We start from the raw sequence: 24,946 nt of genomic DNA, 5'->3' as shown, positions 1-24,946 counted from the left end.
CTCAGGCTCTCCCCGGGGCGGCAGGACGTTGCGCGAGCAACAGACTCGCGGTGTTCTGCGCGATGCGGTCGTTGTTGATCATCAGCGGCGCGGAGTACAGGTCGCGCAAATGGCGTCCCACGCTGTACGGTGTGCCGTTCTTGTAACCCGCCATGCCGCAGATCATCAGCACTTCCTGCACGACCTGCAGCGCGGTGGTGGAGACGCTCGTCTTCAGCGTGTTCATGTCGGAGGCGAAACCGAGCATGGCTGCGAGCGGCGCATCGGCTTGCGAGCCGCCGTGGCGAGCGTGATGAGCGGCGCGCGCCGCCGTGAGCGCGACCGCGAGGCGGGCCTGCATCATCTGCAGCAGACCGACCGCTTCGGCGAGGCGCAAGCCGGCCGGCGGAATCGCACCGGGCTTGGAACGCGCCTGCGCGCGGAAGAAGGCTTTGGCGCGATTCACGGCGTCGCCTGCCACGCCCGTCCAGACCGAGGCCCAGAGCGTGTGCGAGACCGGCAGCATGGTCTGATCGGCGATCTCGGCGAAGGGCGTCGGCAGAATCTGTTCGGCCAGACCCGTGGCGACGAGCCGGAAGCCCTCGCTGCAGGTGCCGCGCATACCCATCGAATCCCAGCCGCCGCGCTTTTCCAGTTGCGTGTCGGCGCGCAGCGCGACGATCAGCACCTGGTCCGCGGCCGCCGACTCGGCGGTGCGCCGCGCGGTCACGAGAATGCCGTCGGCGTGCGCGCCGTACGAGATGGTCGGTGCGAGCTTGTCGATGCGAAAGTGCGCGGCGTCGAGCTCGACAGCGCAGGCGCTGGTGCGCATGTTGCCGCCGATGGTCTCCTCCGAGGTGGCCGAAGCCAGCAGCCATTGCTGCTCGACCAGCTGCGCGAGCAATTGCCTGTGCCACGCCGAGTCGCTGCCATGCGCCTCGATGCAGGCCACCTGGATCTGGTGCATGGCGTACACCATCGCCGTGGAAGCGCAGCCTTGCGCGAGGGTCTCGCAGATCGCGCCGACCTCCGCGAGCGACAGGCCCGCACCGCCGAACGCGGCCGGCACCAGCGCCGAGAGCAGGCGTTCGCGCTTGAGCGCGTCGAACGCTTCGTGCGGAAAGCGCGCTTCGCGATCCACCGAGTCGGCGAACTGCGCGGCCACTGCGGCGCAGCGTTGCGCCGCCGCGCGCCAGCCGGGTTCGGTTTCGACGGCGCTCAGCACGACCGGCGCGCCGGCCTCGTCGTGCGCCGGCGCCAGCGCAGGGGCGTGCGGCGCCGCCGCGTTCAGCAGCGGGGCGTTCATGCGGCCGCCTTCGCCTGTTGCAGTTCGGTCACCGCGGCGGCCATCGAATCGATGCTGGAGAAAAGCCGCCGCGTCAGCAGCCGGTCCGGAATTTCAATGCCGAATTCATCTTCGATTGCCAGCATCAGATGCACGGTCGCGAGCGAGGACAAGCCCGCGGCGTACAGATCGGCGTCGTCAGCCAGGGTGTCCGGCGGGACGTCGAGGCGAGCCGATTCGGAAAGGATGCGTCGCAATGCGGTTTTCATGGTGTGGTCCCCCAGTTGTTCAACGGTCTCTGATGTCGCGGACATCGATCGAACGCACGTGATCGTTTTTTGTGTCCATTGCAGCGGCGCATGCCGGTGTGGTCCGTTTGCCGGGCGTGCCGCATTCACAGTGATGGCGTGCGGTTTCAGGCGGCGTCGTGTCAAGCCGTGCCCCGATGTCTCGTATTTAAGAATTGTCAACGCCCAGCGTCGGTGCGATGGCGCACGGAAACACGAGGTTTGCGGACGTACCGTGTAGCCATCAGAACGGACCGGCGCAGGCAGCCAGGCCGTCGGAGCCGGCGCGCGGCGCCGGTCTCGTTGAACTTATTGACCGCTGGGGAACGTGATGAACTGGAAAACGCTGGAATTCGATCAGCTTTCGGCACGCGAGTTGTATCTGATCCTGCGGGCGCGTAGCGCGGTGTTCGTGGTCGAACAATCGCATGTCTGTCTCGACGCCGACGGCCGCGACGAAAATGCGCTGCATGTGTTCGCGGTGGAGGACATGGGACGCTCCATGCCGATTCTCGCCTACGCACGCGTGCAGCCCGGCGACGCGGAAGACCCCGAGATCGTCATCGACAAGGTGCTGACGAGTCCGCTGCGACGCGGCGACGGCACCGCCGACCTGCTGATCGAGCGCGTGCTGCAGGCGATCGCCGAACGTTGGCCGGGACAGGCCGCGCGTGTCTGCGCGCCGCTCGGTTTGCGCGGCTTCTATGAGCAATTCGGCTTTCGCAAGACCGAAGGACCCTATCTCGAACACGGCGTGCCGTTCATCGGTCTCACGCGCCAGGCGCGCGCCAGTCAGCCGCTGTTCGGCGTGCGGCGTCGCGAACGGGGCGCCGCCGTGCTCGTCAACACCTTCGAGTTGCTGTGATGGGGCGAATGCTCGTCACGCCTTCCAGCGCCCAGGTTGCCCTCGCGAGACCGACGCCGGACCAGGCACGCGGGTGGTCCGGCGCGGCGGTTGAGTCCGCCGCGCCGGTTGCCCGCGTGCGGTCGAGGGGCCTGCGTCATCCACTGCGCCTGCCGTTGCTGCTATTCGCGGTGACGTTGGGGCTGATCGCGCTGCATCAGGGCAGGGTGGTCGAATACTTCTTTCCGCTCGGCGCATTCGGCGTTGCGTTGTGGTTCTACTGGCGCTCGCCCGCGCACTACCTGGGCTTTGTCTGCTGGCTCTTTTTCCTGACGCCGGAAGTGCGCCGTCTCGCGGACTTCGTCAACGGGGCGTTCAATGATCAAAGCCCGATCATGATCGCGCCATTGCTTGCCGTCGCGCTCACCGGCCTGACCTTGCTCAAGCATGTCTCGCTGCTGGGGCAGCGCCGCGCGGCGCCGCTCGTTCTGATCGTGATCGCGCTGTTGTATGCGTACGTGGTCGGCATGGCGCAGGTCGGTCCCGCTGCCGCGACCTACACGCTGATCAACTGGCTGTATCCCGTGATGGTGGCGTTCTATCTCACCGTCACGTGGCGCCACTATCCCGGCTATCACCGGGTATTGCTGAAGACGTTCGTGTATGGCGGACTCCTGATGAGCGTGTACGGTCTCGTCGAATTCGTTTCGCCGATGCCGTGGGACGCATTCTGGCTGGTCGCCTCGAAGATGCAGTCCGAAGGGCAGCCGGTGCCCTTCGGGATGCGCGTGAGCAGCACGATGAATTCATGCGGCCCGTTCGCCGTCACGCTGATGACGATCCTGCTGATGTCGCTCGCGGCGCGCGGCAAGGCGCGCATCCTGCTGGGCTGCGTGGGCATTCCCGCGTTGCTGCTCACCAGCGCGCGCAGCACGTGGGGCGGTTTTGCGATCGCACTGGTGTACTCGTTCCTCATGCTCGACGGCAAAAGCCGCATGCGTCTGCTGGCCGGCGTGCTCGGGCTGGCCGTGATGGCCGCGCCGCTGATGATGATCGATCAGGTCGCCGAACCGGTGCTCCAGCGCTTCGGCACGATGCAGAACCTCGGCGAGGACAACAGCTATCAGGCGCGCGCCGAGTTCTACAAGAGCTTTTTCTCCTCGGCGTTCACCGACATCGCAGGACAGGGGCTCGGCACGATCGGCCTGGGCACCAAGCTGTCCGACGACAAATCATCCACGGCGCGGGTCGATTTCGACAGCGGCCTGATGGAGGTGCCCTTCGTGATGGGCTGGCCGGGCACGCTGCTCTATGCCACCGGCGTACTCATGCTGCTGTGGCGCGCGTACCGGGCGAGCCGGCTGCATCCGACCGATCTGCTGGCGATCTCCGGCGTGGGCGTCGCGGTAGCGATTTTCTCGATGATGGTTTTCATCAACACGCTGACCTCCGTGTCGGGGATGTTTTTCTTTCTCGGCGTGACGCTGCCGGTGATTTCGCTGCGCTATGCGCGTGAACGTCAGGGCGCGGCCGCCGGGGTTTCAGCACGGCATCACAAGATATCCAGATGAAGGACACAAGGATGCGGATTCTGATCGTCACCCACGTCGTGCGCAAGAACGACGGGCAGGGGCGGGTCAATTATGAAGTCGCGCTGGCGGCGCTCGCCGCCGGTCATTCGGTGACGCTGCTTGCCGCCGAGGCAGCGCCCGAGCTGGTGCAACACCCGCACGTGCGTTTCGTGCAGGTCGCCACCAGCCGGTTGCCGACCAAGCTGCTGCAATACCAGATGTTCGCGTGGCGTTGCGGCGCGTGGATTCGCGCGCATCGCGACGAATTCGACGTGGTGCACGTGAACGGTTTCATCGCGTGGGCGCGCGCGGACGTCAACGCCGCGCATTTTGTCCACGACGGCTGGTATCGCTGCGGCTTTTATCCTTTCAGGCTGCTGCACAACCTGTATCACGCGTATCAGGTCATTTACACGTTGCTGAACATCGTCTGCGAGAAGTGGGCGTTCCGGCATGCCGAGGTGATCGTGCCGGTCTCCCAGAAAGTGGCCGGCGAAGTTCGCGCGCTGGGCATCGGCTCGGCACGCGTGCAGGTGATCCACAACGGTGTCGACGTCGGCGAGTTCACGCCCGGCGCGCCGGAACGGGCGTGTTTCAACTTGCCGCAAGCGCCGTTCATGCTGCTGTTCGCCGGCGACCTGCGCATGTCGCGCAAGAATCTCGATACGGTCCTGCATGCGCTCGTGCGGACGTGCCCGGAGGTGCATCTGGCGGTTGCCGGGATTCTGCACAACAGTCCGTATCCCGCGCTGGTGGAGTCGCTCGGACTGACGCAGCGGGTTCACTTCACCGACATGGTGATGGACATGCCCGCGCTGATGCGCTCGGTCGACGCGTTCGTGTTTCCTTCGCGCTATGAGCCGATGGGACTCGTGCTGCTCGAGGCATTGTCCGCGGGACTGCCGGTCATCACCGTGCGCACCGCGGGCGGCGCGGAGGTGATCGCGCGCGGCAGCGGTATCGTGCTCGACGATCCGAACGACGCCGCCGCGCTCGCCGTGGCGATCGAACATCTCGCGAGGGAGCCGGACTACGCGCGGCGTCTTGGCCTCGCCGCGCGCGCGGTGGCCGGCACCTTGAGCTGGCAGGCGATGGCGGCGCGCTATCTGTCGGTCTATGAGCAGGTGCATGCGCGGCGCACGGCGCGTGAGCTGCCGGCGGCGTGCGCGAGCGCATCGGCGGAACTATGAGCGATACGTCGATCGACTCGTTGCAGATCGGGATGCACTGGTTCAACGAGAGGCCGGGCGGCCTCGACCGCATGTTCAAGGCGCTGATCGATACGCTGCCAGATCAGGGAGTCAATGTGCGCGGCATGGTGGCCGGCACGCCGGGCGTATTCGATGCGTCGGGCGGCCGCGTGCTGGCCTTTGCCGGCGCGCAGTCGCAGCTCGGCACGCGGCTGTGGGGTTCGCGCGTGCAGTCGCGCGCGCTGCGGGCCGCGAAGATGCCCGATGTGGTGGCCACGCATTTCGCGCTCTATGCGGCGCCGACCGTGGGCGTGTTCCGGCGCGTGCCGAAGGTCGTGCATTTTCACGGACCGTGGGCGGCCGAATCGTTTCCGGGCGGCGGGGGCGGCTGGTCGCGCGCGATGCGCGTGGCGCTCGAGCGTTTCGTCTATCGCAGCGGGACGCGGCATATCGTGCTCTCACAGGCATTCGGCCGGCTCCTTCACGAGAACTACGGCGTGCGCGAGGACAGCATTCGTATCGTGCCGGGCTGTGTGGATGTGGCGCACTTCAATACGCGCACGACCCGACCCCAGGCGCGCGCGCGTCTGCATCTGCCGCAGGACAGGCCGCTGCTGTTTTGCATGCGGCGTCTCGTCTCGCGCATGGGACTCGAGGACCTGATCGACGCCATGGCGATCGTCAAGCCGATGATCCCGGACGTGCTGCTGGTCATCGCCGGAAAGGGTCCGCTGGAAGCCCAGTTGCACGCGCGCATCGTCTCGCGCGGGTTGGAGCGCAATGTCCGGCTGGCGGGTTTCGTATCCGACGAGAACGTGCCGCTGTGGTATCGGGCCGCCGATCTTTCGGTGGTGCCGACGGTGTCGCTCGAAGGCTTCGGGCTCACCACGATCGAGTCGCTCGCGGCGGGCACGCCCGTGCTGGTGACGCCGGTCGGCGGCCTGCCGGAAGCAGTGGCGCCGCTGTCGTCCGAACTGGTGCTGCCTTCGAGCGGTTTCAGGTCGATCGGCGAAGGGATTGCCGATGTCCTGCTCGGGCGGCGCGTGATGCCGGACGCCGAGGCATGCCGCGCGTATGCGAGCGCGCATTTCGACCGGCCGGTGGTCGCCGCGCAGATTGCGCGTGTCTACCGCGAAGCGATCAGCGCATTCTGATGCGCCCGTGATCATGCGAAGCACGGCACGCAAAACCTTCGAGCGCCTCGGGTGCGCTATTGCCCTGGCGTTGCCGGTGCTGGCGGTGATCGCGGCGAGCGGTTCCGGATGGACGATTCATGGGCCGGCGCTTACCGCCGAGGCCGTTGCGGCCGCGAGAGCCGCCACGACCGCACCCGCACCCGCACCCGCACCCGCACCCGCACCCGCACCCGCACCCGCACCCGCACCCGCACCCGCGGCCAGCCGGCCCGCCGCCGAAGCGCAGGCGGCATCCGCACATCCTTCGCTATCCTACCGAACCTCGTGGATCGGCAATACGTGGGGCTACGCCGATCATCGCTGGATGCAGATCGACGTGCAGGCGCTCGCCGTTACGCCCGATGGCGACGTGTTCACGAACGCGCCTTGGGACGAAGGCGGCGGCGAACTGGGCCAGTACCGCAACGGCGAACTGGTGCGCCACGGCGGCGAGTCCCATGGCTGGGGGATGATGGGTGGCGACGCGATCGCCGTGAACAGCGAATACGTGTATGTCGCGCAAACCATGGTGAGCCTCGGCAACGAAGAGGCGAAGCACCGCGCGACCCCGCGCGAGGGCGAAGTGTGGACGGGCGTGGCGCGGCGCAGCCGTGCCGACATTCGCGACGGCGTGCCGTTCGCCGCTCAGGTGAGGTTCCCCGCCGGCAGCCGGCTCGCGTATCTGTTGATCTCCACGTATTCCGACAAGACCGACTTCGCGGTCCGCGGCCTCGCTGCGGACGACTCGCGGCTCTTCGTCTCCAACCTGCTCGATAACCGCGTTGAGGTGTACGACGCGCAAACCATGCAAACGGTCGGCGCGTTTCCGGTGCACGAGCCTGGGCGCCTCGCGCTCGCGCCCGACGGCTCGCTGTGGGTGATCGAGAACAGCCGCACAGACAGCGCGCGGCGCGTGGTTCACCGTGCGCGCGATGGTGCACGGCTGGGCGAACTGAGGTTGCCCGACGGCGTGGTACCCGTGGACCTCACGTTCGATACGCGCGCTCGCTTGTTGATTGCCGACAACGGCGTGCGCCAGCAGATCCTGATCTTCACGGCGGACTCCGGCGCGACGGCGGGCGGTACGAATCAGCAGGGAGCGGGCATGCGATGGTCGGCGAGCTTCGGTCAGGAAGGCGGCATCTACGCCGGGCGGGCCGGCGCGCCGGGGCCGCGGCGCTTTAACGGGCTGACGGGCGTGGGCGTGGACCGCGGCGGCAACGTCTATGTGTCGATGAACGGCGCGGGTCCGCGCCCATTCGGCACGGGGCCGAGCACCTACGACGGCGCGCTGCTCGAAAGCTATACGCCCGATGGCACGCAGCGCTTCAGCCTGCAGGGACTGTTGTTCGTGGACGGCGCGCAGTTCGTGGATGGCGAGCCGCCCTCGGTGTACAGCGGCAGCAAGCGCTTCACGCTCGATCTGGCGCGTCCGCTCGGGCAGGAGTGGTCGTATGCCGGCTACACCGCGGACCGCTTCCGCTATCCATACGATCCGTATTTCCATCTGTATCTCGGCGGCCAGCGCGGCATGCCGATGGTGCGCGACGTGCGCGGTCACCGTCTGCTCTATACGACCGACATGTACTCGTCGTATCTGAGGATCTATCGTTTCGCCGACGATCGCGAGACCGCGATTCCCGCAGGGCTCTTCTCGCAAGCGCATATCGACGGCGCATGGCCGCCCAACCAGCCGCGTCAAGGTGAATGGATCTGGCGCGACACGACGGGCAAGGGCGATTTTTCTCCCGCGGCATTCGACCAGAACCCCCGCACCGCCGACGCGCCGCAAATGCGCGGCTGGTGGGTGGATAGCCGCGGCGATATCTGGCAGGGCACCGAATCGCAGGGCATTCGGTGCTTTCCGCTGCAGGGCTTCGACCGCGTCGGCAATCCGGTCTACCGCTACGCGGCGATGCGGCAGTATGCGCCGCCCGCGCCGTTCTACCGGATCGCGCGGCTCAATTACTTCCCGGATCAGGACAGCATGTTCGTCTCCGGCTCGACGCCCGCGCATCCCTTCGTTCAGGAGAACTGGAATGGCGCGGGTTCGCAGTTGGCCCGCTACGACCACTGGAAGAGCGGCAAACCCGTGCTGCGCTATGTGATCGGCTTGCCCGACCGCGGCGCGCCGGACTGGTCGTCGATCAGCGGCTTCGCCGTGGCGGGCGACTACGTGTTCGCGGTCGAAACGCGCGGCGCCGTGGTGCGTGTCTACGACCGCGCGAGCGGACGCGAGGTGGGGCGCCTCTCGCCGGGCAAGGAAGTCGGCTCGACGAGCGGCTGGGTCGACGTGCCGATGCCGATGACCGCCCATCGCCTCGCCTCGGGCGAATACCTCGTGCTGGTGGAAGAAGACGCGTACGGCAAAGCGCTGATGTACCGCTTCACGCCGCAAACGGCGCCGCCTGCCGCGGCCGCCTCTCACTCAACGACTGTTGCGCAAACCCCATGAAAATCATTCACCTCGCCAACCACGCGCAATGCATCGGCAATGGCATCGTCAATGTGATGGTCGATCTCGCGTGCCTGCAGGCGCGCGCCGGCCACGACGTGACGGTGGCCTCGGCGGGCGGCGGCTTTGAAACGCTGTTGGCGCGCCACGGCGTGCGTCACGTGCTGCTGCCGCAATCGCCCCGGCCGTCGCGCGTGGCGAGCATGGTGGCGGGCTTCAGGCGGCTGGTCGCGCAGGTCGACCCCGACATCGTGCACGCGCATATGATGACGGGCGCGCTGATCGCTCGCGTGAGTACCCTGCGGCGGCGCTACGCGTTGATCACGACAGTGCACAACGAGTTTCAACGCAGCGCCACGCTGATGGGCGTCGGCGACCACGTGGTGGCGGTCAGCGATGCAGTGGCCGCGGCGATGGCGCGGCGCGGCATTGCGCCGGCGCGGCTGAGCGTGGTGCGTAACGGTACGATCGGCACGCCGCGCCTTGCCGACACGCCGGTGCCCGCGCAACCGCAACTGGCGCATCCGTGCGTCGTCACGGTGTCGGGCATGTATGAGCGCAAGGGGATCGGCGATCTGCTGCGCGCCTTCGCGCTGCTGCGCCAGCGCGTGCCGCACGCAACGTTGTATCTCGTGGGCGACGGGCCCGATCGCGCGGCGATGGAAACGCTGGCGCAGCAACTGGGTATCGCCGCGCAGGTGCGTTTCGAAGGTTTTGTCGCCGACCCGCGTGCCTATCTCGCGCAAGCCGACGTGTTCGTGCTCGCCTCGCACTACGAAGCGGCCGGGCTCGTGCTGTGCGAAGCGCGTGAAATGGGCCGCGCGATCGTGGCGACCCGGGTGGGCGGCATTCCTGAGATGCTCGACGGCGGCGAAGCCGGCGTGCTCGTGCCGGTGCAGGACCCCGCCGCGCTGGCGCAGGCGCTCGGGCATCTCATGACCGAGCCTGACGCGCACACGGCGCTGACAGCGCGCGCGCCGCTCGAGCTCGAAAAATTCGGCGTGCACCAGGTGAGCGACGGCTATCTGTCGATCTACGAACGCACCTTGGCAAGCTGCCAGCCGCGCCGTTTCGCGAGCATCGCCACGCGTGGCATGGCGGCGGCAAGCCGGGTGGTGCAGGACACCGTCACGCATTCGACCACGATCTGACAGAGCGGGCCACGCACGAGCGGCCCGCTTCAACCTTCCAGGCTAGCTGCTGGTGGACGGCGTGAAGCGCGCCCAGAGCTTGTAGACGACGCCGCGAAGCTCGCTCGACCCATGCAGCGATAGCCCCAGATTCGCGAGGGCCAGCACGAGGGCCGCGGCGATGAGCGTCGGCAGCGCGCTGATCGAATCGGCGAGTGCGAGCGCAACCAGCAGGAACGCGAGATGCGCCAGCATATTGCGCACGATGGTCCACACGTGCAGCCGCGCGAACACCAGCAGCACCGCATAGTCGAAGAGCGCTTTCAGCGTGACGACGACACCCGCGCCCATGATCCCGAACCAGTGGATCCCGCACCATAGCGCGCCGGCGAATACCGGCAGTTCGAGCCAGCTCACCGTAGCCACGGCGGCGGGGCTGGTCTGCGCCTGGATCAGGATCCCCAGAATCCCGCACTGGCCGCTCAGCCACACGCCGAGCACGAGCACGCTGGCAACCGGCGCGGCGGCCGCGACCGTCGGCCCGAGCCAGAGCAGCAGAAAAGGCTTGAGTGCGAACAGCGCGACGATCACGCAGGGCGTGAAGGCGCCGTTGAGAAAGGCGAGGGCGCTATGCGCCAGGGCGTCCGCATCCGCACGGGACACGGCCGAGAGCCGCGGGAACAGCGTGCGCACCATCGCGATGGGCAACAGATTCAGACGCGTGATCAGATTCTGCGGCGTCGCGTAATAGGTCACATAACGCGCGCCGAGCAGCGCGCCCACCAGCACCCGGTCGAGCGTGGACGCAATCATGTTGGCGCCTGAGAACATCAGCATCCAGCGGCCATAACGGAAGAGTTCGGTCATCACGTGCCATTGCGGCATCCGCACGCAGCGAATCCCGAGCGCGCGAAACGCGGCCGCGCCGAGCATCAGGCCGGCGACGAGGCGCGCCACCACCGCCGCCGGAATCACGACCGCGAGCGAGGGCGAAAAGCAGAAGATCGCCGCTAACGGCAGCAACTGGAACAGCGCCGTGCCCAGCGTCTGGTTGATGTTGAAGCTCGCGAAACGCTCCACGCCGTTGATGGCGCCGGCAAACACCCACGAGACGTTGGCGATCGGCACCGCCACGGCGATCCACGGCAGGCTCGCCATCACTTCGCGCTGGAAGGCCGGTTCGATCTTCACGCCGTGCGTGATATAGACCACCGTGCCGGCGTAAATGAGAAGGCCGCCCACGATGCCGGTGCCGAGATTCATGAACCATGCGCTCCAGAAGATGCGCTCGATCGAATCGTCATTGGCGGTGCGCGCTTTGGAGATCTGATTTTCCGTGGCGAGACTGGTGCCGAGATCCAGCACGCTGAAGTAGCCGATCAGGGTCCACACGAGATTGATCACGCCGTATCGCTCGACGCCCATCAGATGAATATAGGCGGGCACGGTGACGAGAGAGATGAACGTTGGAGCGATCGCTCCGGCGAAGTTGATGACGATGTTCCTGACGATACTTCTTTCCATGGTGCGCTTTCCGGCGTCTGAATTCGTGCAATGGTGTGGTGGGTAGAGGCCGCTGTCGGTGCGCAGTCGCACCCTGCGGCACGTTTTACGCGATGGCGTCGGCCCGTCGCCGGTTGTCGATATTGCTCCCGCCCCCGGCGCGTCTATGTGGGTGGCCGTACAGATGCTCGCCATCCGGCAGGGTTAAATGCGAATCAACAGAAAATAACGCCGCGCGGTGCTGTTTTGCCGCGTGATCATCGAACGGGGTTTCACCATGAAGCGTGTCGGACTCGTGCGCCGCTCGCCGGCCAGATTGCAACGTGACCGGAGCAAGAGCTGTCTGTGGGGCGTCCATGGCTGATCGCATCCGTGAACAGCGCGGCAGCGGCGCGAGTGAACGGGATGCGCGGCTGATCTCGATCTGCATTCCCACCTGCAACCGGCCTGCGTTGCTCGAGCAGGCTATCGACAGTTGTCACGCGCAGACGTATGGCGAGTTCGAAATCGTTATCGGTGACGACTCGACGGACGACAGCGCGCGGCATGTGGTGGAACGCTGCCGCTTGCGCAGCGACCGGCTCATTCGTTACGAACGCAACGTGCCCCGGCTCGGTCAGGCGGCCAACGTCAACCGCCTGTTCGCGCGCGCACGGGGCGCCCGGCTCGTGCTGCTGCACGACGACGATCTGCTCGAACCGGATGCGTTGCGCCGTCTCGACGCATGCTGGCAAATCTGTCCTGAGTTGACCGCCGCGTTCGGCAAGCAGCGCGTTATCGCCGACGACGGCACGCCGCGCCCCGACGCCAGTGAACGCCTGAACCGCGATTACCGGCGCGTAGCAGAGCGCGCCGGCCGTCTGCCGGTGCCCGCGCTGGCGGGCATCGACCAGATGTTCCCGAACAACGGCTATCTGGTGACTACCCTGGCGGCGCGCCGCATCGGGTATCGGCCGGCCGCCGAAGTCGGCGAAGCGTGCGACTTCGATTTCGGCTTGCGGCTGAGCGTCGACGCCGCCGCGATCTGCTTCGTGGACGAGTTCGTGTCCGTATCGCGCGAAACGGCGCTGTCGATTTCCACGCATGCGCTGCCCGCCATGCACGCGTTCGCGCAACTGCGCGAGAGCCATGTGCCGGCAGCGGCGCGGGCCGCGCGCGAAGAGGCATTGCGCCGCGTGGCGCCGCGCGCGGCCTCCGCCTATGCGCGCGCGGGCGAGACCGCCGCGGCGTGGCGCGTGCTGCTGTCGAGGCATTACCCGATGCGCGACAGACTGCGCGCGCGTTTCGTCTATCACGTGCTGCTCGCCGTGCGCTCGATGTTCGCACTGCGCGCGCCGCACGGCCACTGACTACGCGGTCCGCTCCCGATCAACCGCAAGACGCGCCTTCGCCGATGAATCGGACTCCGAGACAATGTGGCGGGACGTACATATCGATCATGCGGCGTTTGTTGTAATGCGTCGAAAGGGAGGAGCCCGGTGAGGAGCATAGCGTGAGGCCAGTAGTCTTCGATGGCCAGTTCGGCTGGTTGCATCCGGCGAGCGGGCCGGACGGTGTGGTGCTGTGTTCGCCGTTCGGCTACGACGCGCTGTGCACCTATCGCGGCATGCGCAGGCTGGCCGAGCGGCTCGCGGCGCGCGGCATGCCGGTGCTGCGCTTCGACTATCCGGGTACGGGCGATTCAGCCGGCGAGGCGAGCGAACCCGGCCGCTGGCGCGCCTGGATCGACAGCATCAAGCAAGCCGTGGCGTGGCTGCGCGAAGCCGCCGGTGTCGAACGCGTGACGTTGTGCGGCCTGCGGCTCGGCGGTACGCTCGCCGCGCTGGCGGCTCAGGAACTCGGCGGCGTGGACGGCCTCGTGCTGCTCGCACCCGTGCTGTCGGGCAAAAACTATCAACGCGAGTTGCGTGCGCATTATCGCCAGTGGCTGTCGATTCCGGCCGCGATGGATTGCATACCCGAACCCGATACCGATGCCTTCGTCGAGGCCTACGGCTTTCGTCTCTATCAGGATACCCTGGCAAGTTTGCGCGCCGTCGATCTGAAGCGTGACGCGCCGCGCCCGGCCGGCCGTGTCCTCGTGCTCGATTCGCTGGATCCCGCGCGGGTCGACGCGCTGGTTGCGCATTACCGCGAGCAGGGCGTCGAAGTCGAACGGCATTCGTTCGACGAGTACAGCAGGTTCATGCTGGAATCGCTCGATAGCGAGATTCCGCAGTCGGCGTTTCAGTCGATAGAAAACTGGCTGGCAAACGGCGCGGCCCACGCTATCGCATCCGCGCGTCTGCGCACGATCGTCGCTACCGACCGCCTTGCGCAACTCGCGGACAATCACGAAGCGGCCTATGTGGTCGCGCCTGGTGTAGTCGAATCACCGATCCGGCTCGACGGCGGCAGGCTGTTCGGCATCTATTGCCGGCCTGAAGCACGTGGCCTCGCCGGCGCGCCCGCCGCACTGCTGCTGAATACCGGGGCGGTGTCGCGAATCGGCAATGCGCGGCTTGGCGTGCGCTTTGCAAGACGTCTCGCGCAACAGGGCATCGCGTCGCTGCGCGTCGATCTCGGCGGCCTGGGCGATAGCATGCCGTCGCTCGACGCACTCAGCCTCGATGCGCTATACGCGCCGTCAGGCGTCGACGACGCCGCCTGCGCGGCGCGCTGGCTGACGGCGCAAGGCCATCGCGGCGCGGTGTTGCTCGGCATTTGCGCGGGCGCCTACGTCGGTCTGCATGCCGCGGCACGCGAGGCCGCCGTGCTCGGCGCGGTGCTGGTGAATTTGCAGAAGTTCACCTGGCGGAATATCTGCGACGAGCACGGCAAGCCGACCGTGGCCGTCGCCGCTTTCGGTTCGACGCGCAGCTATCTGCGCTCGATGTGCGAGCCGCGCAAATGGCTGCGCGTGCTGAAGGGGCAGTCGGGCGGGTGGCCGGTCGCGCGCGAACTCGCGGGACGCTTCGCGGCGCGGTTCGGCGCGACCCTTGCCGACCGGATCGAACGTGTTTGCGGCGTCGAACTCGGTGCGCGGGAAGAGCGGAGCCTGCTCGCCGCGGTGGATGCCCACGGTGTCGAGACGCGACTCCTCTACGGCGTGCTCGACGAGGGCGTCGAAGAACTCGAGCGCCACTTTGGCGTGCGTGGCGCGCGGCTCTCGCGCTTCAGGCATAGCCGCGCGGCGTTCTGCGAGCACACCGATCACGCGATCCTGTCGTCGAGCGCGCAGGAAAACGTCATGTCGTATTTCGAAGCGTTTTATCGCAACACCTTCAGCGAGAGCCGCGTGCCCGGCACCGTCGCCGTCCGCGAGCCGCTCGCAAGGCGTGCCGACGGGCGCCGCGCGCGGGCCGCGCAATGGCTTGTAAAGCGTGCCCGTGCGTTTCGTTTATTCGGCGAAGCATGATGAACGCGCAAGGATTGTCCGCTACGCGATCAAGAGCGCGGCGCCCCGCCACTTCGGCATTGTGATCGTCTGCACGACGCTGCCCGAGCAGCGCCGGCAACTCGCCCAGATCGGCTTGCATAGGGATGCGGTGTTCGGCGATTGCACGGGCGATCGCATTCCCGACGACGCTCGGAAGAGCGACGCGTGGTGGGTTCACTTCATCGCGCACAAGCCGCGCGCCGCTTACCGCTTCGGCTGACGAACACGGCAGCAAAGACACGGCGCCGCCCACGGCGCCCAGTCGGGGACCCGGCGCAACGCGCCGGGCCAACTCGACCACCTACGGGGGGAGACATGAATCGCATCGTAGAACCAGGCAATCCGCTCGCGGCAACTGCGGGCGTCACCGAAACGGCCACGCGGCTGTCCGTGCAGCCGGTGATTCTCGCAGGTGGGTCGGGCACGCGGTTGTGGCCCTTGTCGCGCGAGCGCAATCCGAAACAGCTGATCGGCCTGATGGGCGACGAGTCGCTGCTCGAAATCACGCTGCGCCGGCTCGACGTGTCGTTCGCCGCGGCGGAGCACGATACGCCGGCGTGCGGCACGCGATTCATCGCGGCGCCGCTGGTGGTCTGCTGCGAGGACCTGCGCCTGCCAACACTCGAGCGTCTCGAGCGGCTCGAACGATCCGGCCGGCCGGTGCGCATGGTGCTCGAACCGGTGCCGCGCAATACCGCGCCCGCGCTGACGGTGGCCGCGCTGGTGGCGCGCGCGGCCGCCGTGGAGGGCGACGATCCGATCATCGTCGCGTTGCCGGCGGATCACCTGATCGCCGATCACGTTGCGTTCGGCATGGCGCTTGCCGAGGCGCTCGAACACGCGGCCCGTGGCGCGATCGTCACGCTCGGCGTGCCGCCGAAGCGCGCGGAGACCGGCTACGGCTATATCCGCATGGGTACGGCGCTCGGCACGCGGGGGGCGCGCGTCATCGAGCGGTTCGTCGAGAATCCGGACCCGGAACTCGCGGAGCGTTACGTCGCTTCCGGCAACTACTGGTGGAATAGCGGCATGTTCGTGGTGCGCGCGTCGGTGTGGCTCGCGGCGGTCGAGCTATGCCAGCCGGCCATTGCCGCGGCCTGCGTGGACGCGTTCGAGCAGGCCACGGTGGACGGCGATGGCGCCGTGCATCTCGCGCGCGACGCGTTTGCGTTGTGTCCATCCGACTCGATCGACTACGCGGTGATGGAGCGTGTCGCTACCGACGCGCGACTCGTCGGCGTCGCCGTGCCGCTCGTCGCCGGCTGGTCCGACGTGGGCGCATGGGACTCGGTGTGGGAAGCCTCGGCGAAGGATCCCGACGGCAATGTCGCGCGTGGCCGCGTCATCTTTGCCGGTTCGACCGGCAGCTTCGCGCATTCGGAGGGGCGGCTCGTCGCCTGTGTCGGCGTGAGCGGCATGGTGGTGGTCGAAACCGCCGATGCGGTGCTGGTCGTCGCGAAAGATCGCGTGCAGGAGGTCAAGGCGGTGGTCAGCCGCCTCAAGCTCGCGCACGGAGCCGAAGCGGAGGAGCATCGCAAGGTCGGCCGGCCGTGGGGGTCTTACGCCACGCTCGAGCGCGGCGCGCGCTTTCAGGTCAAGCGCATCGTCGTCAAACCGGGCGGCCGTCTGTCGCTGCAGATGCATCACCACCGCGCCGAACATTGGATCGTGGTGCGCGGCACGGCGCGCGTGACGCGCGGCGACGAGTGCTTCTTGCTCACGGAGAATCAGTCGACTTTCATTCCCCTCGGCGTCACGCACCGGCTCGACAATCCCGGCAAAACGCCGCTGGAAATGATCGAGGTGCAATCCGGCGCCTATCTCGGCGAAGACGACATCGTGCGTTTGGACGACCAGTACGGTCGCGATCAGGAGAGCGGCCATGCAGGCAAGGGTATGTCACGCTGAAGCGCCGCAGCCCTCGCAGGCGGCTTTCGACGAACCGCGCTTTCGTCGCGCATTGGGGCGCTTTGCGACTGGCGTGGTGGTGATCTCGACCGGCAGCGGCGAAAGCTTGCACGCGATGACCGCCAATGCCTTCATGTCGGGCTCGCTCGAGCCGCCGCTGATCGTCGTCTCGGTCGGACACCGGGCGCGCATGCACGAGCGTCTGATGGACAGCGCGCTGTTCGGCGTGAGCGTGTTGTCGGACGCTCAGGAGCCGCATAGCCGCCACTTCGCCGGCGAAGCGCAAAGCTGGCTCGCGCCGCGCTTCGCGGCGGTGGAGGGATTGCCGGACGTGGTGCTCCTCGAGCACGCGGCGGCGCGTTTCGCGGCGCGCGTCGTGAACCGGCACCCGTGCGGCGACCATACGCTGTTCGTCGGCGAGGTGCTGGTGTTCTCGCTCGATGAGCACGCGCCGCTGATCTTTTTCGGCGGACGCTACGGATCGGTGGCCGGGCAAGGCGCGCTCCAGGATTTATCGCCGCTTGCCGCGAGTTCGCGTTGATGCGAATGTCCGCCGGCATTTTTCGCCAGTCCAAATCCGCCGCGCGCGTTGCAGATCAGACAATTCGTCTCGTAACGTGCGTCTTCGCACTATGCAAATTTCGCGATGCAGGCACGCTTGAGACGCAAGCTTATAGTCCGTCAAGATATGCGGCGTTACACGGAAGAAACAATTCTTCAGAGGGATAACCCTGTCAGGAAGTGTCCCAACTGGCGCAAGCGTTTTGAAGCTAGCAACGTATCGTAGAACAACCAGGTCACACCCATAGAACGATGCACAAGGGCTGCTCGATCAACAGGCTACGCGGGGGCAAACACCGCTTCGGGGAGAGAGTGTCATGGAACACGCAAACAAAGATCGATCGCTTGTGAGCAAGGTCATGGATGGACTTGTCACGGGCATCGTCGAAGAGAAGTACGGCGCCATCCTGCCACCGCAGGATGTGCTGTCCAAGGAGTTCGACGTCAGCCGCACCGTCATGCGCGAGGCGCTGTCGATGCTGCTCGCGCGCGACATGCTGGACGTGCGGCCGAAAATCGGCACGCGTATCCGGCCGATGAGCGATTGGCGCATGATCGACGAGGACGTCGTGAACTGGCGCTTTCGCGCGAAACCCGATCCGCTGTTTCTGCGCGACGTGATCGAGTTTCGCATCCTGATCGAACCGCGCGCCTCGGCGCAGGCGGCCGCGCGCGCCAGCGCGGCGGATATCGCCGGGATTCGCGAGGCGTTCGAAGCCTTCCGCGCGATCCACCCGGGCGAGCCGGGCTATCAGGAAGCGGACGAACTGTTCCATACCCGCATCGTGGTCGCGAGCGGCAACCAGTTCTTCAAGCAGATGGCGGCCATCATTCGCGGTGCGCTATCGACCGTGAACCCGATCGTCGCCGACCGGGACGGACTGTGGGAAACGGCGGTGAATTCCCATCAACGCGTGGTCGAGGCGATCGAACGGCACGATCCGAAGGAAGCCGAAATCGCTTCGCTCGCGTTGATCGACTTCACCGCGGAAGAAGTCGGCGGCCACTTTTCAGCGGAACCGCCGGCACACGGCGGAGCGTGAGCGCCGCGGCGGCACGCCGGATCCTGTTTTTTCCTTGTGAGACCGTGCACCACGAAAGGCGCGAGTTCAGGCCCACGCGAGAGCGTGCGGCATGCGCGACAATAGCGCCTGTTCTGAACTGCAAGGACTCGAAGGAACGATGACAATCGCAACGCAGGAAACCTCGCCGGACGGCATGATCCGCTGGGGAATCGTCGGGACGGGCCGGATTGCCCGTCGCTTCGCTCAAGGTCTCGCTCATGTGCCACAGGCGCAACTGACCGCGCTGTGGTCACGCCGCGCGGAACCCGCGATGGCTTTCGCCGCGACGTTCGGCGGCGAGGTTTGCGCGAGCTTCGACGCGCTGCTCGCAAGCGGCATCGACGCACTCTATATCGCCACCATCCAGGACAGTCACGCCGGCTACGCGATCGCCGCGTTGCAAGCCGGTCTGCACGTACTGTGCGAAAAACCCGCCACCATCAATCGGCCGCAGCTCGAGCGCGTGCTCGACGCCGCCCGCGCCGCGCAGCGCCTCTTCATGGAAGCGATGAAGCCGCCGTTTTATCCGCTCTACAGAAAGTTGCGCGCGCATCTAGACGTCGAGCCGATCGGCGCAGTGGGATTGGTGCGGGCCGGTTGTTCGGTGCCGGGCGTGCCGGACGATCACCCGTCGCTGTCGTTCGAGCATGCGGGCGGCGCGCTGCTCGACATCGGTGTCTACGAGATGTTTCTCGCCGTCGACTGGCTGGGCGCGCCGCGTGAGGTGCAGACGCTCGGGCGGCTCGGCACCACGGGCGTCGACACGTTCGCGAGCCTGAACAGCCAGCACGAGGGCGGCATCGCCCAGTTGTTCTGCGGGCTCGATCTGCACGGCAAGGGCGATGCGCTGCTGATGGCGAAGGGCGGCCACGTCACGATTCACGAGCCGTGGTGGAACCCGTCGCGCGCGACGATCCGTTATGCCGATGGACGCGTGATCGAACTCGATGAACCGTTCGAAGGCGGTGGCCTGAACTACGAGACCGCGCACTTCTGCGAACTGATCCGGGCTGGGCGGCTGGAAAGCCCGGTGATGCCGCACAGCAAGTCGCTGCAGATGATCGCGATGGCCGACGCGGCGCGCGCGGCGCTTGGGCTGAAGTTCGCCGGCGAGTGACGGCCAAGCCGAGCCCGCGCTCACGCGGCGAGGTGGCGTCGCCCGGCGCTTATCCGACCGCGCGCGCCGGCTGGGATCAGTGCCGCGACGGCAGCGCGAGACGCCGTTCGTACCAGCGTTGCACGCTTTCGAGCAGCTGGCACAGCACCCAATAAACCGCGGCCGCCGCCAGATACAGCGGCAGCGGCTGATAGGTCGAGGCGATGATTTCCTGCGCGCTGCGCAGCAGTTCGGTCACGGTGATCACCGACACCAGCGAGGTGTCCTTGATGAGGCTGATCAAACTGTTCGACAGACTCGGCACGGCAATGCGCAAGGCCTGCGGCGCGATCACATAGCGCAGCGTCTGGCGGCGCGAGAGGCCGAGGCTATAGGCGGCGAGCCACTGCCCCTGGTGAATCCCCAGAATCGCGCCGCGCATGCTCTCCGACAGATAAGCCGCGACATTGGCCGACAAGGCAATCACGCCGGCCGGCGTGGGGTCCAGCGAAATGCCGAAACTCGGCAAGCCGTAATAGATCACGAAGATCTGCACCAGCAGCGGCGTGCCGCGCATCACGCTCACGTAAATGCGGGCGATCCAGTTCAGCGCGCGGCTGTGGCTCACGCCCATCAAGGCGAGCACGGCGCCGGCAATCAGGCCGAAGATCATCGACAGAACCGCGAACTTGATCGTCAGGACGGCGCCCTGCGCGAGCACGGGCAGCGATTCAACGAGCAGGGAAGTGGTGGACATGGGCGGTGGTCGGGTTGGCGCGCAAAAGCGCACATCATAAACTGTGCTGTAGAAGCGCGAAGGGCGGCATCGCCAACGATGCCGCCCTTCGTTTCAGTCAGCGCGTGTTACTTGACCGGCTTGGTGACGTCGATACCGAACCACTTGTCCGAGATCTTCGAGAACGTGCCGTCCGCTTCGAGCTGCGTCATTGCTTCGTCGATCGCCTTGGCGAATTTCGGATTGCCCTTCCTGAACGGAATGCCGGACGGGTTGCCCGCGCCGACGTTCGCGCCGGTGCGCAGCGGCAGTTGCGAGTTCTTCATCAGGTACGCGAGCATCAGGCGGTCGTTGAGCGCCGCGTCCAGACGCCCGGCGGCCAGATCACGCAGATACTCGGGGGCGCCCGGATAGGTCTTCACGTCGATGCCCGGCACCGACCTGGCCATGTCCATGTAGTTCGTGCCGAGACCGACGCCGAGCTTCTTGCCCTTCAGGTCGTCGAGCGACTTGAACTGGCGCGTGTCGTCCTTACGCTGGATCAGTTGCGCGGCCGAATACGTGTAGGCCGGCGAGAAGTCGAGCGCCTGCTTGCGCGCGTCGGTAATGCCCACCTGGTTGACGATCACGTCGAACTTGCCCGCCTGCAGACCGGCGATGATGCCGCTCCATTCGGTCGTGACGAATTCCGGCTTCACGCCGAGCTTGGCGGCCACGGCCCTGGCGATGTCGACGTCGTAGCCGACCAGTTCGCCCGACGGCGCTTTCGAATTGAACGGCGGGAAGGTGCCTTCCAGACCGATGCGCAGCGTGCCGCGCTGCTTGACCTGATCGAGCAGGTCGTCGGCGTGCGCGGTGACAGCGGTAAACGACGCGCCGATCAGACCGGCGACCAGAAATTTTTTCAACAAGCCAAATTTCATCGAGTTCCTTTTTGTTCGTCTGGCGTTTTAACAGACGAAAGCATAACAAAACAGACTATCGAAACCAAAATACCGTTTGTTTATGTCTATATTACCGGCGCCCAGCCGCAGCACGTTTAGCGCAGCGCCTGTACGCATTCGGCCACCAGCGCCGGTCCGCGGTAGATGAAGCCGGTATAAAGCTGCACCAGCGACGCGCCCGCCGCCATCTTCGCGCGCGCATCGTCGCCGGAAAAAATCCCGCCGACGCCGATGATCGGCACCGCTTCGCCGACCTCCGCGCGCAGCTTGCGGATCACTTCGTTCGACGCGTCGAACACCGGTTTGCCCGACAGGCCGCCGGCTTCGTCGCCGTATTGCATGCCGGCGACGGCGGTGCGCGAGAGCGTGGTGTTGGTAGCGATCACGCCTTCGAAGCGGTGACGCAGCAGCGTGTCGGCGATCGACTTGATCTGTTCGTCGTCGAGGTCCGGCGCGATTTTCAGCGCGAGCGGCACCAGCTTGCCGTGCATGTCGGCCAGTCGCTGCTGCTTGTCCTTGAGCGCCGCGAGCAACGCGTCGAGTTCGCCCGCGCCTTGCAACTGGCGCAGATTTTTCGTGTTCGGCGACGAGATGTTGACGGTCACGTAGCTGGCGAACGGGTACACGCGTTCGAGGCAGTACAGGTAGTCTTCGGCGGCGCGTTCGATCGGCGTGTCGGCATTCTTGCCGATGTTCAGGCCGAGAATGCCGCGATAGCGCGCGGCCTGCACGTTCTTCACGAACTGGTCGACGCCCGCGTTGTTAAAGCCCATCCGGTTGATCACGGCGTTCGCCTGCGGTAGACGGAACATGCGCGGGCGCGGATTGCCCGGCTGGGCGCGCGGCGTCACCGTGCCCACTTCGATAAAGCCGAAGCCGAGCGCGGCGAGGCCGTCGATGCAGGCGCCGTCCTTGTCGAGGCCCGCGGCGAGCCCCACGGGGTTGCGGAACGTCAGCCCCATCACGGTGCGCGGCGCATCCGGCACGTGCGGCGCCAGCGCGCCGGCAAGGCCGGTGCGCCCGGCCGCGCCGAGAATGCGCAAGGTCAGGTGGTGAGCATCTTCCGCGTCCATGCGAAAGAGTTGGGCGCGTACGAGCGGGTAAAGGGAACTGAACACGGGACGATGCCGGGCGGCCGGAAAATGGGAACCCGCCATTTTACCGACTTTGAGGCATGACTTTGACGCATTAATGAAACGGACTTGCGGGATCGTGCCGCCATCCGCCATCCGCCAGCGCGCCCTACGGCTTGAACGGAGGACGCCTGCCGTGAATGGCCAGCTCGACCGGCGGCAGATCCGCGCCCGTGGGATCGAGCACGCGCCAGGCGCCGTCGATCAAACCCTCGAGCGGGCGGAAATTCGCCTTGTACGCCATCTTCGGACTCTCGCGAATCCAGTAGCCGAGGTACACGTAAGGCAGTTTGAGGCTGCGCGCCTGCTCGATCTGCCAATAGATGTTGTAGGTGCCGAAGCTCGTGTTCGGCAACGCCGGCTCGAAAAACGTGTACACCGACGAGAGCCCGTCGCCGAGGATGTCGATCATGCTGATCATGCGCAGAATGCCAGGCGCATCCGGCCGGTCCGGCTGCGGCTCGCGGAATTCGACCAGGCGCGAATTGATCCGGCTCTGCAGCAGAAACTGTTCGTACTGGTCGCGGCTGTCGCGGTCCATGCCGCCGCCCGCGTGCCGCGCCGACTGATAACGCATGTAGAGCGCGTAGTGTTCTTCGTCGTAATGGAGCGGCGCCACGGTGGCGATCAGTTCGCCATGTTTCTTCCAGACGCGGCGCTGGGTGCGGTTCGGCTCGAACTGGTCGACCGGCACGCGCACCGGCACGCAGGCGCGGCAGCCGTCGCAATACGGCCGGTAGGTGAATACGCCAGAGCGCCGGAAGCCGGCCTTGACGAGGTCGGTGTAGACGTCGGAGTTGATCAGGTGGCTGGGAGTGGCGACTTGCGAGCGCGCGATGCGCCCATCCAGATAACTGCAGGGATAAGGCGCCGTTGCATAAAATTGCAGCGCCGAAAGCGGGGAAAGAGGCAGCTCGTTGGGATGAGTCACGTTGGCAGCTCTCGAAGCGTCTCTGGTAATGCAAACCCGGCGCCAGGCGGTGGACGACCCGCGGCTCGTGACCCGCGGCTCGGTAGGCGGCGGATCCGGATTCGGCCTGATTCTTCCTACGCCGCTGGCGCGACGATCTCGAGCAACACGGTCTTGTCGAAGCGCCAGGGAATCGGCGGCGCCTCGACCGACGCGCGAACATGCGCGATGAACGCCTTGCGCGCTATCTCGCGACCGCCCAGCGACGCCAGATGCGACGTGTTCTGCTGGCAGTCTATCATTTCTATTTCGTGACGGCGCAAGTGTCCGACAAGCGCGGCCAGCGCCATTTTCGACGCGTCGGTGACCTCCGCGAACATGGATTCGCCGAAGAACATCTTGCCGAACGACACGCCATACAGACCGCCCACGCGCTTGCCTTCGAACCAGGTTTCGATGCTGTGCGCGTCACCGGCCCGATGCAGCGACGAATACGCTTCGACCACGTCCGCGGTGATCCAAGTGCCGCGCTGTCCACGTCGCGGCGCCTGTGCGCAGGCCCGCATCACCGCGGCGAAATCATGATCGACGCGGATCTCCCATGCGTCTTCGCGCAATACGCGCCTGAGCGTTTTGCGCAGCGACGGCGACACCTTGAATTCGGCGGGGCGCAGGATCATGCGCGGGTCGGGACTCCACCACAGCACCGGCTGGCCGTCCGAATACCACGGGAAGATGCCCCGCCGATAGGCGTCGATCAGCCGCGAGGGCAGCAGATCGCCGCTTGCGGCGAGCAGACCGGGCGCGCCGCTCGTCGCGCCGAGCGCGCGCTCGACGGGCGGAAAGGGATCATCGGGGCCGAGCCAGGGAACCATGCGTGCCGTTCAACCTTCGCGCAGTGAGCGGAAGATGTCGCCCGTGTGCAGGCCGAAGCTGCCCGCGGCGCGGTCGGCGAAAAAGAAACGCAAGGTCTGGCCGACCGTGGGAAAGGCGATTTCGTCCCAAGGCACTTCGTGTTCTTCGAAGAGCTTCACTTCGAGACTTTCTTCGCCGGCGGCAATGTCCAGGTCGAGCAGCCGCGCCATGTAGAACAGATGCACCTGATGCACGTGCGGCACGTTCAGCAGCGAAAAAAGGCTCTGCACCTCGACGCGCGCGCCGGCTTCTTCCAGCGTTTCGCGCGATGCCGCCTCGGCGGTTGTCTCACCCATCTCCATGAAGCCCGCGGGCAGCGTCCAGTAGCCGTAGCGCGGTTCGATCGCGCGGCGGCACAGCAGCACCTTGTCGTCCCAGACGGGGACGGTGCCGACCACGTTGCGTGGGTTCTGATAGTGCACCGTGCCGCAACTGGCGCAGACGAAGCGCTCGCGGTTGTCGCCCGGCGGAATGCTCAGACTGACGCCGTGGCCGCAGACAGAACAGAATTTCATAGGAAGGGGACAAGAAGGAGTGGTAGGAGTTTATCACTGGGACGCGGATTTACTCAGGTCGGAGCATAGCGGCGTGCCGGCTCCGCCGACGAGTGAGTTCCATAACCAGACGCGCGCCGAAGCCCGCGGGGTATTTAATTTGGGATGCAGAATATCTTGCGTGCAAGCCGTGATCGTGGGCACGGACGGCATTGCGGTCGGCGCCGGTGGTTGTCGCGAACCGCTTATGAAATCGTGCCCAAAAACGGGGAAGAGCGACGCAACGCGCGGAGTGCGCAACGTGTGATGAAAGATTAGGAAAGAAAAACAAAAAAGGCCTGCCGATTC

23 protein-coding genes are annotated in these 24,946 nt (G+C 66.2%); 13 read left to right on the top strand and 10 right to left on the bottom strand.

The annotated features are described in order from the left end of the window. Position 1 precedes the first annotated feature (1 nt). Together CJU94_RS16625 and CJU94_RS16620 are read right to left on the bottom strand one after the other, a co-directional pair. On the bottom strand, positions 2-1,285 hold the full coding sequence (locus CJU94_RS16625) for an acyl-CoA dehydrogenase family protein (RefSeq protein WP_095419620.1): 1,284 nt from the start codon (positions 1,283-1,285) through the stop codon (positions 2-4). Then, positions 1,282-1,533 carry an acyl carrier protein gene (locus CJU94_RS16620; RefSeq protein WP_007182182.1) on the bottom strand — a complete coding sequence of 84 codons (252 nt, stop codon included), beginning with the start codon at positions 1,531-1,533 and terminating at the stop codon, positions 1,282-1,284. The genes CJU94_RS16625 and CJU94_RS16620 overlap by 4 nt, the downstream gene beginning before the upstream one ends. A 349-nt stretch (positions 1,534-1,882) precedes the next feature. Between CJU94_RS16620 and CJU94_RS16615 the strand changes: the two genes are divergently transcribed. The 6 genes from CJU94_RS16615 to CJU94_RS16590 are packed head-to-tail and all read left to right on the top strand — an operon-like array spanning position 1,883 to position 9,937. Then, entirely contained in the window at positions 1,883-2,416 is a 534-nt protein-coding gene (locus CJU94_RS16615) for a GNAT family N-acetyltransferase (RefSeq protein ID WP_095419619.1), read from the top strand. Then, a complete protein-coding gene (locus tag CJU94_RS16610) occupies positions 2,416-3,966 on the top strand; it encodes an O-antigen ligase family protein (protein WP_095419618.1) in 1,551 nt (516 codons plus the stop codon). Before CJU94_RS16615 ends, CJU94_RS16610 begins: the two co-directional genes overlap by 1 nt. An 11-nt stretch (positions 3,967-3,977) precedes the next feature. Next, the gene (locus CJU94_RS16605; RefSeq protein WP_095419617.1) at positions 3,978-5,156 is read left to right on the top strand and encodes a glycosyltransferase family 4 protein; all 1,179 of its coding nucleotides are present in this window, start codon (positions 3,978-3,980) and stop codon (positions 5,154-5,156) included. Further along, positions 5,153-6,310, top strand: a complete 1,158-nt coding sequence (locus CJU94_RS16600; protein WP_095419616.1) for a glycosyltransferase family 4 protein — start codon at positions 5,153-5,155, stop codon at positions 6,308-6,310. Before CJU94_RS16605 ends, CJU94_RS16600 begins: the two co-directional genes overlap by 4 nt. A 13-nt stretch (positions 6,311-6,323) precedes the next feature. After that, positions 6,324-8,786: an NHL repeat-containing protein gene (locus CJU94_RS16595; protein WP_095419615.1), complete on the top strand. Its 2,463-nt coding sequence runs from the start codon at positions 6,324-6,326 to the stop codon at positions 8,784-8,786. After that, positions 8,783-9,937 carry a glycosyltransferase family 4 protein gene (locus tag CJU94_RS16590; protein ID WP_095419614.1) on the top strand — a complete coding sequence of 385 codons (1,155 nt, stop codon included), beginning with the start codon at positions 8,783-8,785 and terminating at the stop codon, positions 9,935-9,937. Before CJU94_RS16595 ends, CJU94_RS16590 begins: the two co-directional genes overlap by 4 nt. A 42-nt stretch (positions 9,938-9,979) precedes the next feature. On the opposite strand, the gene CJU94_RS16585 is transcribed toward CJU94_RS16590, so the two are convergent. Together CJU94_RS16585 and CJU94_RS40900 are read right to left on the bottom strand one after the other, a co-directional pair. Then, positions 9,980-11,440: an oligosaccharide flippase family protein gene (locus CJU94_RS16585; protein WP_095419613.1), complete on the bottom strand. Its 1,461-nt coding sequence runs from the start codon at positions 11,438-11,440 to the stop codon at positions 9,980-9,982. A gap of 85 nt (positions 11,441-11,525) precedes the next feature. Further along, entirely contained in the window at positions 11,526-11,777 is a 252-nt protein-coding gene (locus CJU94_RS40900) for a hypothetical protein (RefSeq protein ID WP_157763758.1), read from the bottom strand. Between CJU94_RS40900 and CJU94_RS16580 the strand changes: the two genes are divergently transcribed. From CJU94_RS16580 to CJU94_RS16550, 7 genes are all read left to right on the top strand, one after another. Beyond that, entirely contained in the window at positions 11,776-12,768 is a 993-nt protein-coding gene (locus CJU94_RS16580) for a glycosyltransferase family 2 protein (RefSeq protein WP_095419612.1), read from the top strand. The two genes, CJU94_RS40900 and CJU94_RS16580, sit on opposite strands and share 2 nt — an antisense overlap. Before the next feature lie 143 nt (positions 12,769-12,911). Then, positions 12,912-14,816: an alpha/beta fold hydrolase gene (locus CJU94_RS16575; protein WP_095419611.1), complete on the top strand. Its 1,905-nt coding sequence runs from the start codon at positions 12,912-12,914 to the stop codon at positions 14,814-14,816. Beyond that, positions 14,788-15,057, top strand: coding sequence for a hypothetical protein (locus CJU94_RS16570; RefSeq protein ID WP_244220852.1), 270 nt, complete (start codon positions 14,788-14,790; stop codon positions 15,055-15,057). Before CJU94_RS16575 ends, CJU94_RS16570 begins: the two co-directional genes overlap by 29 nt. 95 nt (positions 15,058-15,152) lie before the next feature. After that, complete coding sequence (locus tag CJU94_RS16565; RefSeq protein WP_095419610.1) at positions 15,153-16,745, top strand: mannose-1-phosphate guanylyltransferase/mannose-6-phosphate isomerase; 1,593 nt, start codon at positions 15,153-15,155, stop codon at positions 16,743-16,745. Continuing rightward, the gene (locus tag CJU94_RS16560) at positions 16,720-17,286 is read left to right on the top strand and encodes a flavin reductase family protein (protein ID WP_095419609.1); all 567 of its coding nucleotides are present in this window, start codon (positions 16,720-16,722) and stop codon (positions 17,284-17,286) included. Before CJU94_RS16565 ends, CJU94_RS16560 begins: the two co-directional genes overlap by 26 nt. A gap of 337 nt (positions 17,287-17,623) precedes the next feature. After that, positions 17,624-18,349 carry a FadR/GntR family transcriptional regulator gene (locus CJU94_RS16555; RefSeq protein WP_095419608.1) on the top strand — a complete coding sequence of 242 codons (726 nt, stop codon included), beginning with the start codon at positions 17,624-17,626 and terminating at the stop codon, positions 18,347-18,349. Positions 18,350-18,488: 139 nt separating this feature from the next. Beyond that, on the top strand, positions 18,489-19,487 hold the full coding sequence (locus CJU94_RS16550) for a Gfo/Idh/MocA family protein (RefSeq protein ID WP_095420403.1): 999 nt from the start codon (positions 18,489-18,491) through the stop codon (positions 19,485-19,487). Between the two features lie 76 nt (positions 19,488-19,563). Here CJU94_RS16550 and CJU94_RS16545 read toward each other — a convergent pair whose 3' ends face one another. The 6 genes from CJU94_RS16545 to CJU94_RS16520 all read right to left on the bottom strand — a co-directional run bounded on the left by CJU94_RS16545 (position 19,564) and on the right by CJU94_RS16520 (position 24,619). Beyond that, positions 19,564-20,223 (bottom strand): amino acid ABC transporter permease, encoded by a 660-nt coding sequence (locus CJU94_RS16545; protein WP_095419607.1) that lies wholly within the window; start codon positions 20,221-20,223, stop codon positions 19,564-19,566. Between the two features lie 107 nt (positions 20,224-20,330). Beyond that, entirely contained in the window at positions 20,331-21,125 is a 795-nt protein-coding gene (locus CJU94_RS16540) for a cystine ABC transporter substrate-binding protein (RefSeq protein ID WP_095419606.1), read from the bottom strand. A 116-nt stretch (positions 21,126-21,241) separates the two neighbouring features. After that, the gene (locus CJU94_RS16535; protein WP_244220972.1) at positions 21,242-22,219 is read right to left on the bottom strand and encodes a quinone-dependent dihydroorotate dehydrogenase; all 978 of its coding nucleotides are present in this window, start codon (positions 22,217-22,219) and stop codon (positions 21,242-21,244) included. A gap of 169 nt (positions 22,220-22,388) precedes the next feature. Further along, positions 22,389-23,210 carry an arginyltransferase gene (locus CJU94_RS16530; protein WP_095419605.1) on the bottom strand — a complete coding sequence of 274 codons (822 nt, stop codon included), beginning with the start codon at positions 23,208-23,210 and terminating at the stop codon, positions 22,389-22,391. A 116-nt stretch (positions 23,211-23,326) separates the two neighbouring features. After that, complete coding sequence (gene aat / locus CJU94_RS16525; protein ID WP_095419604.1) at positions 23,327-24,064, bottom strand: leucyl/phenylalanyl-tRNA--protein transferase; 738 nt, start codon at positions 24,062-24,064, stop codon at positions 23,327-23,329. 9 nt (positions 24,065-24,073) lie between these two features. Further along, the gene (locus tag CJU94_RS16520; protein ID WP_095419603.1) at positions 24,074-24,619 is read right to left on the bottom strand and encodes an NUDIX hydrolase; all 546 of its coding nucleotides are present in this window, start codon (positions 24,617-24,619) and stop codon (positions 24,074-24,076) included. Positions 24,620-24,946: the final 327 nt, after the last annotated feature.

The sequence above is a fragment of the Paraburkholderia aromaticivorans genome (assembly GCF_002278075.1).
GTDB lineage: Bacteria > Pseudomonadota > Gammaproteobacteria > Burkholderiales > Burkholderiaceae > Paraburkholderia > Paraburkholderia aromaticivorans.
This window is presented reverse-complemented; position numbering and strand designations above follow the sequence as displayed.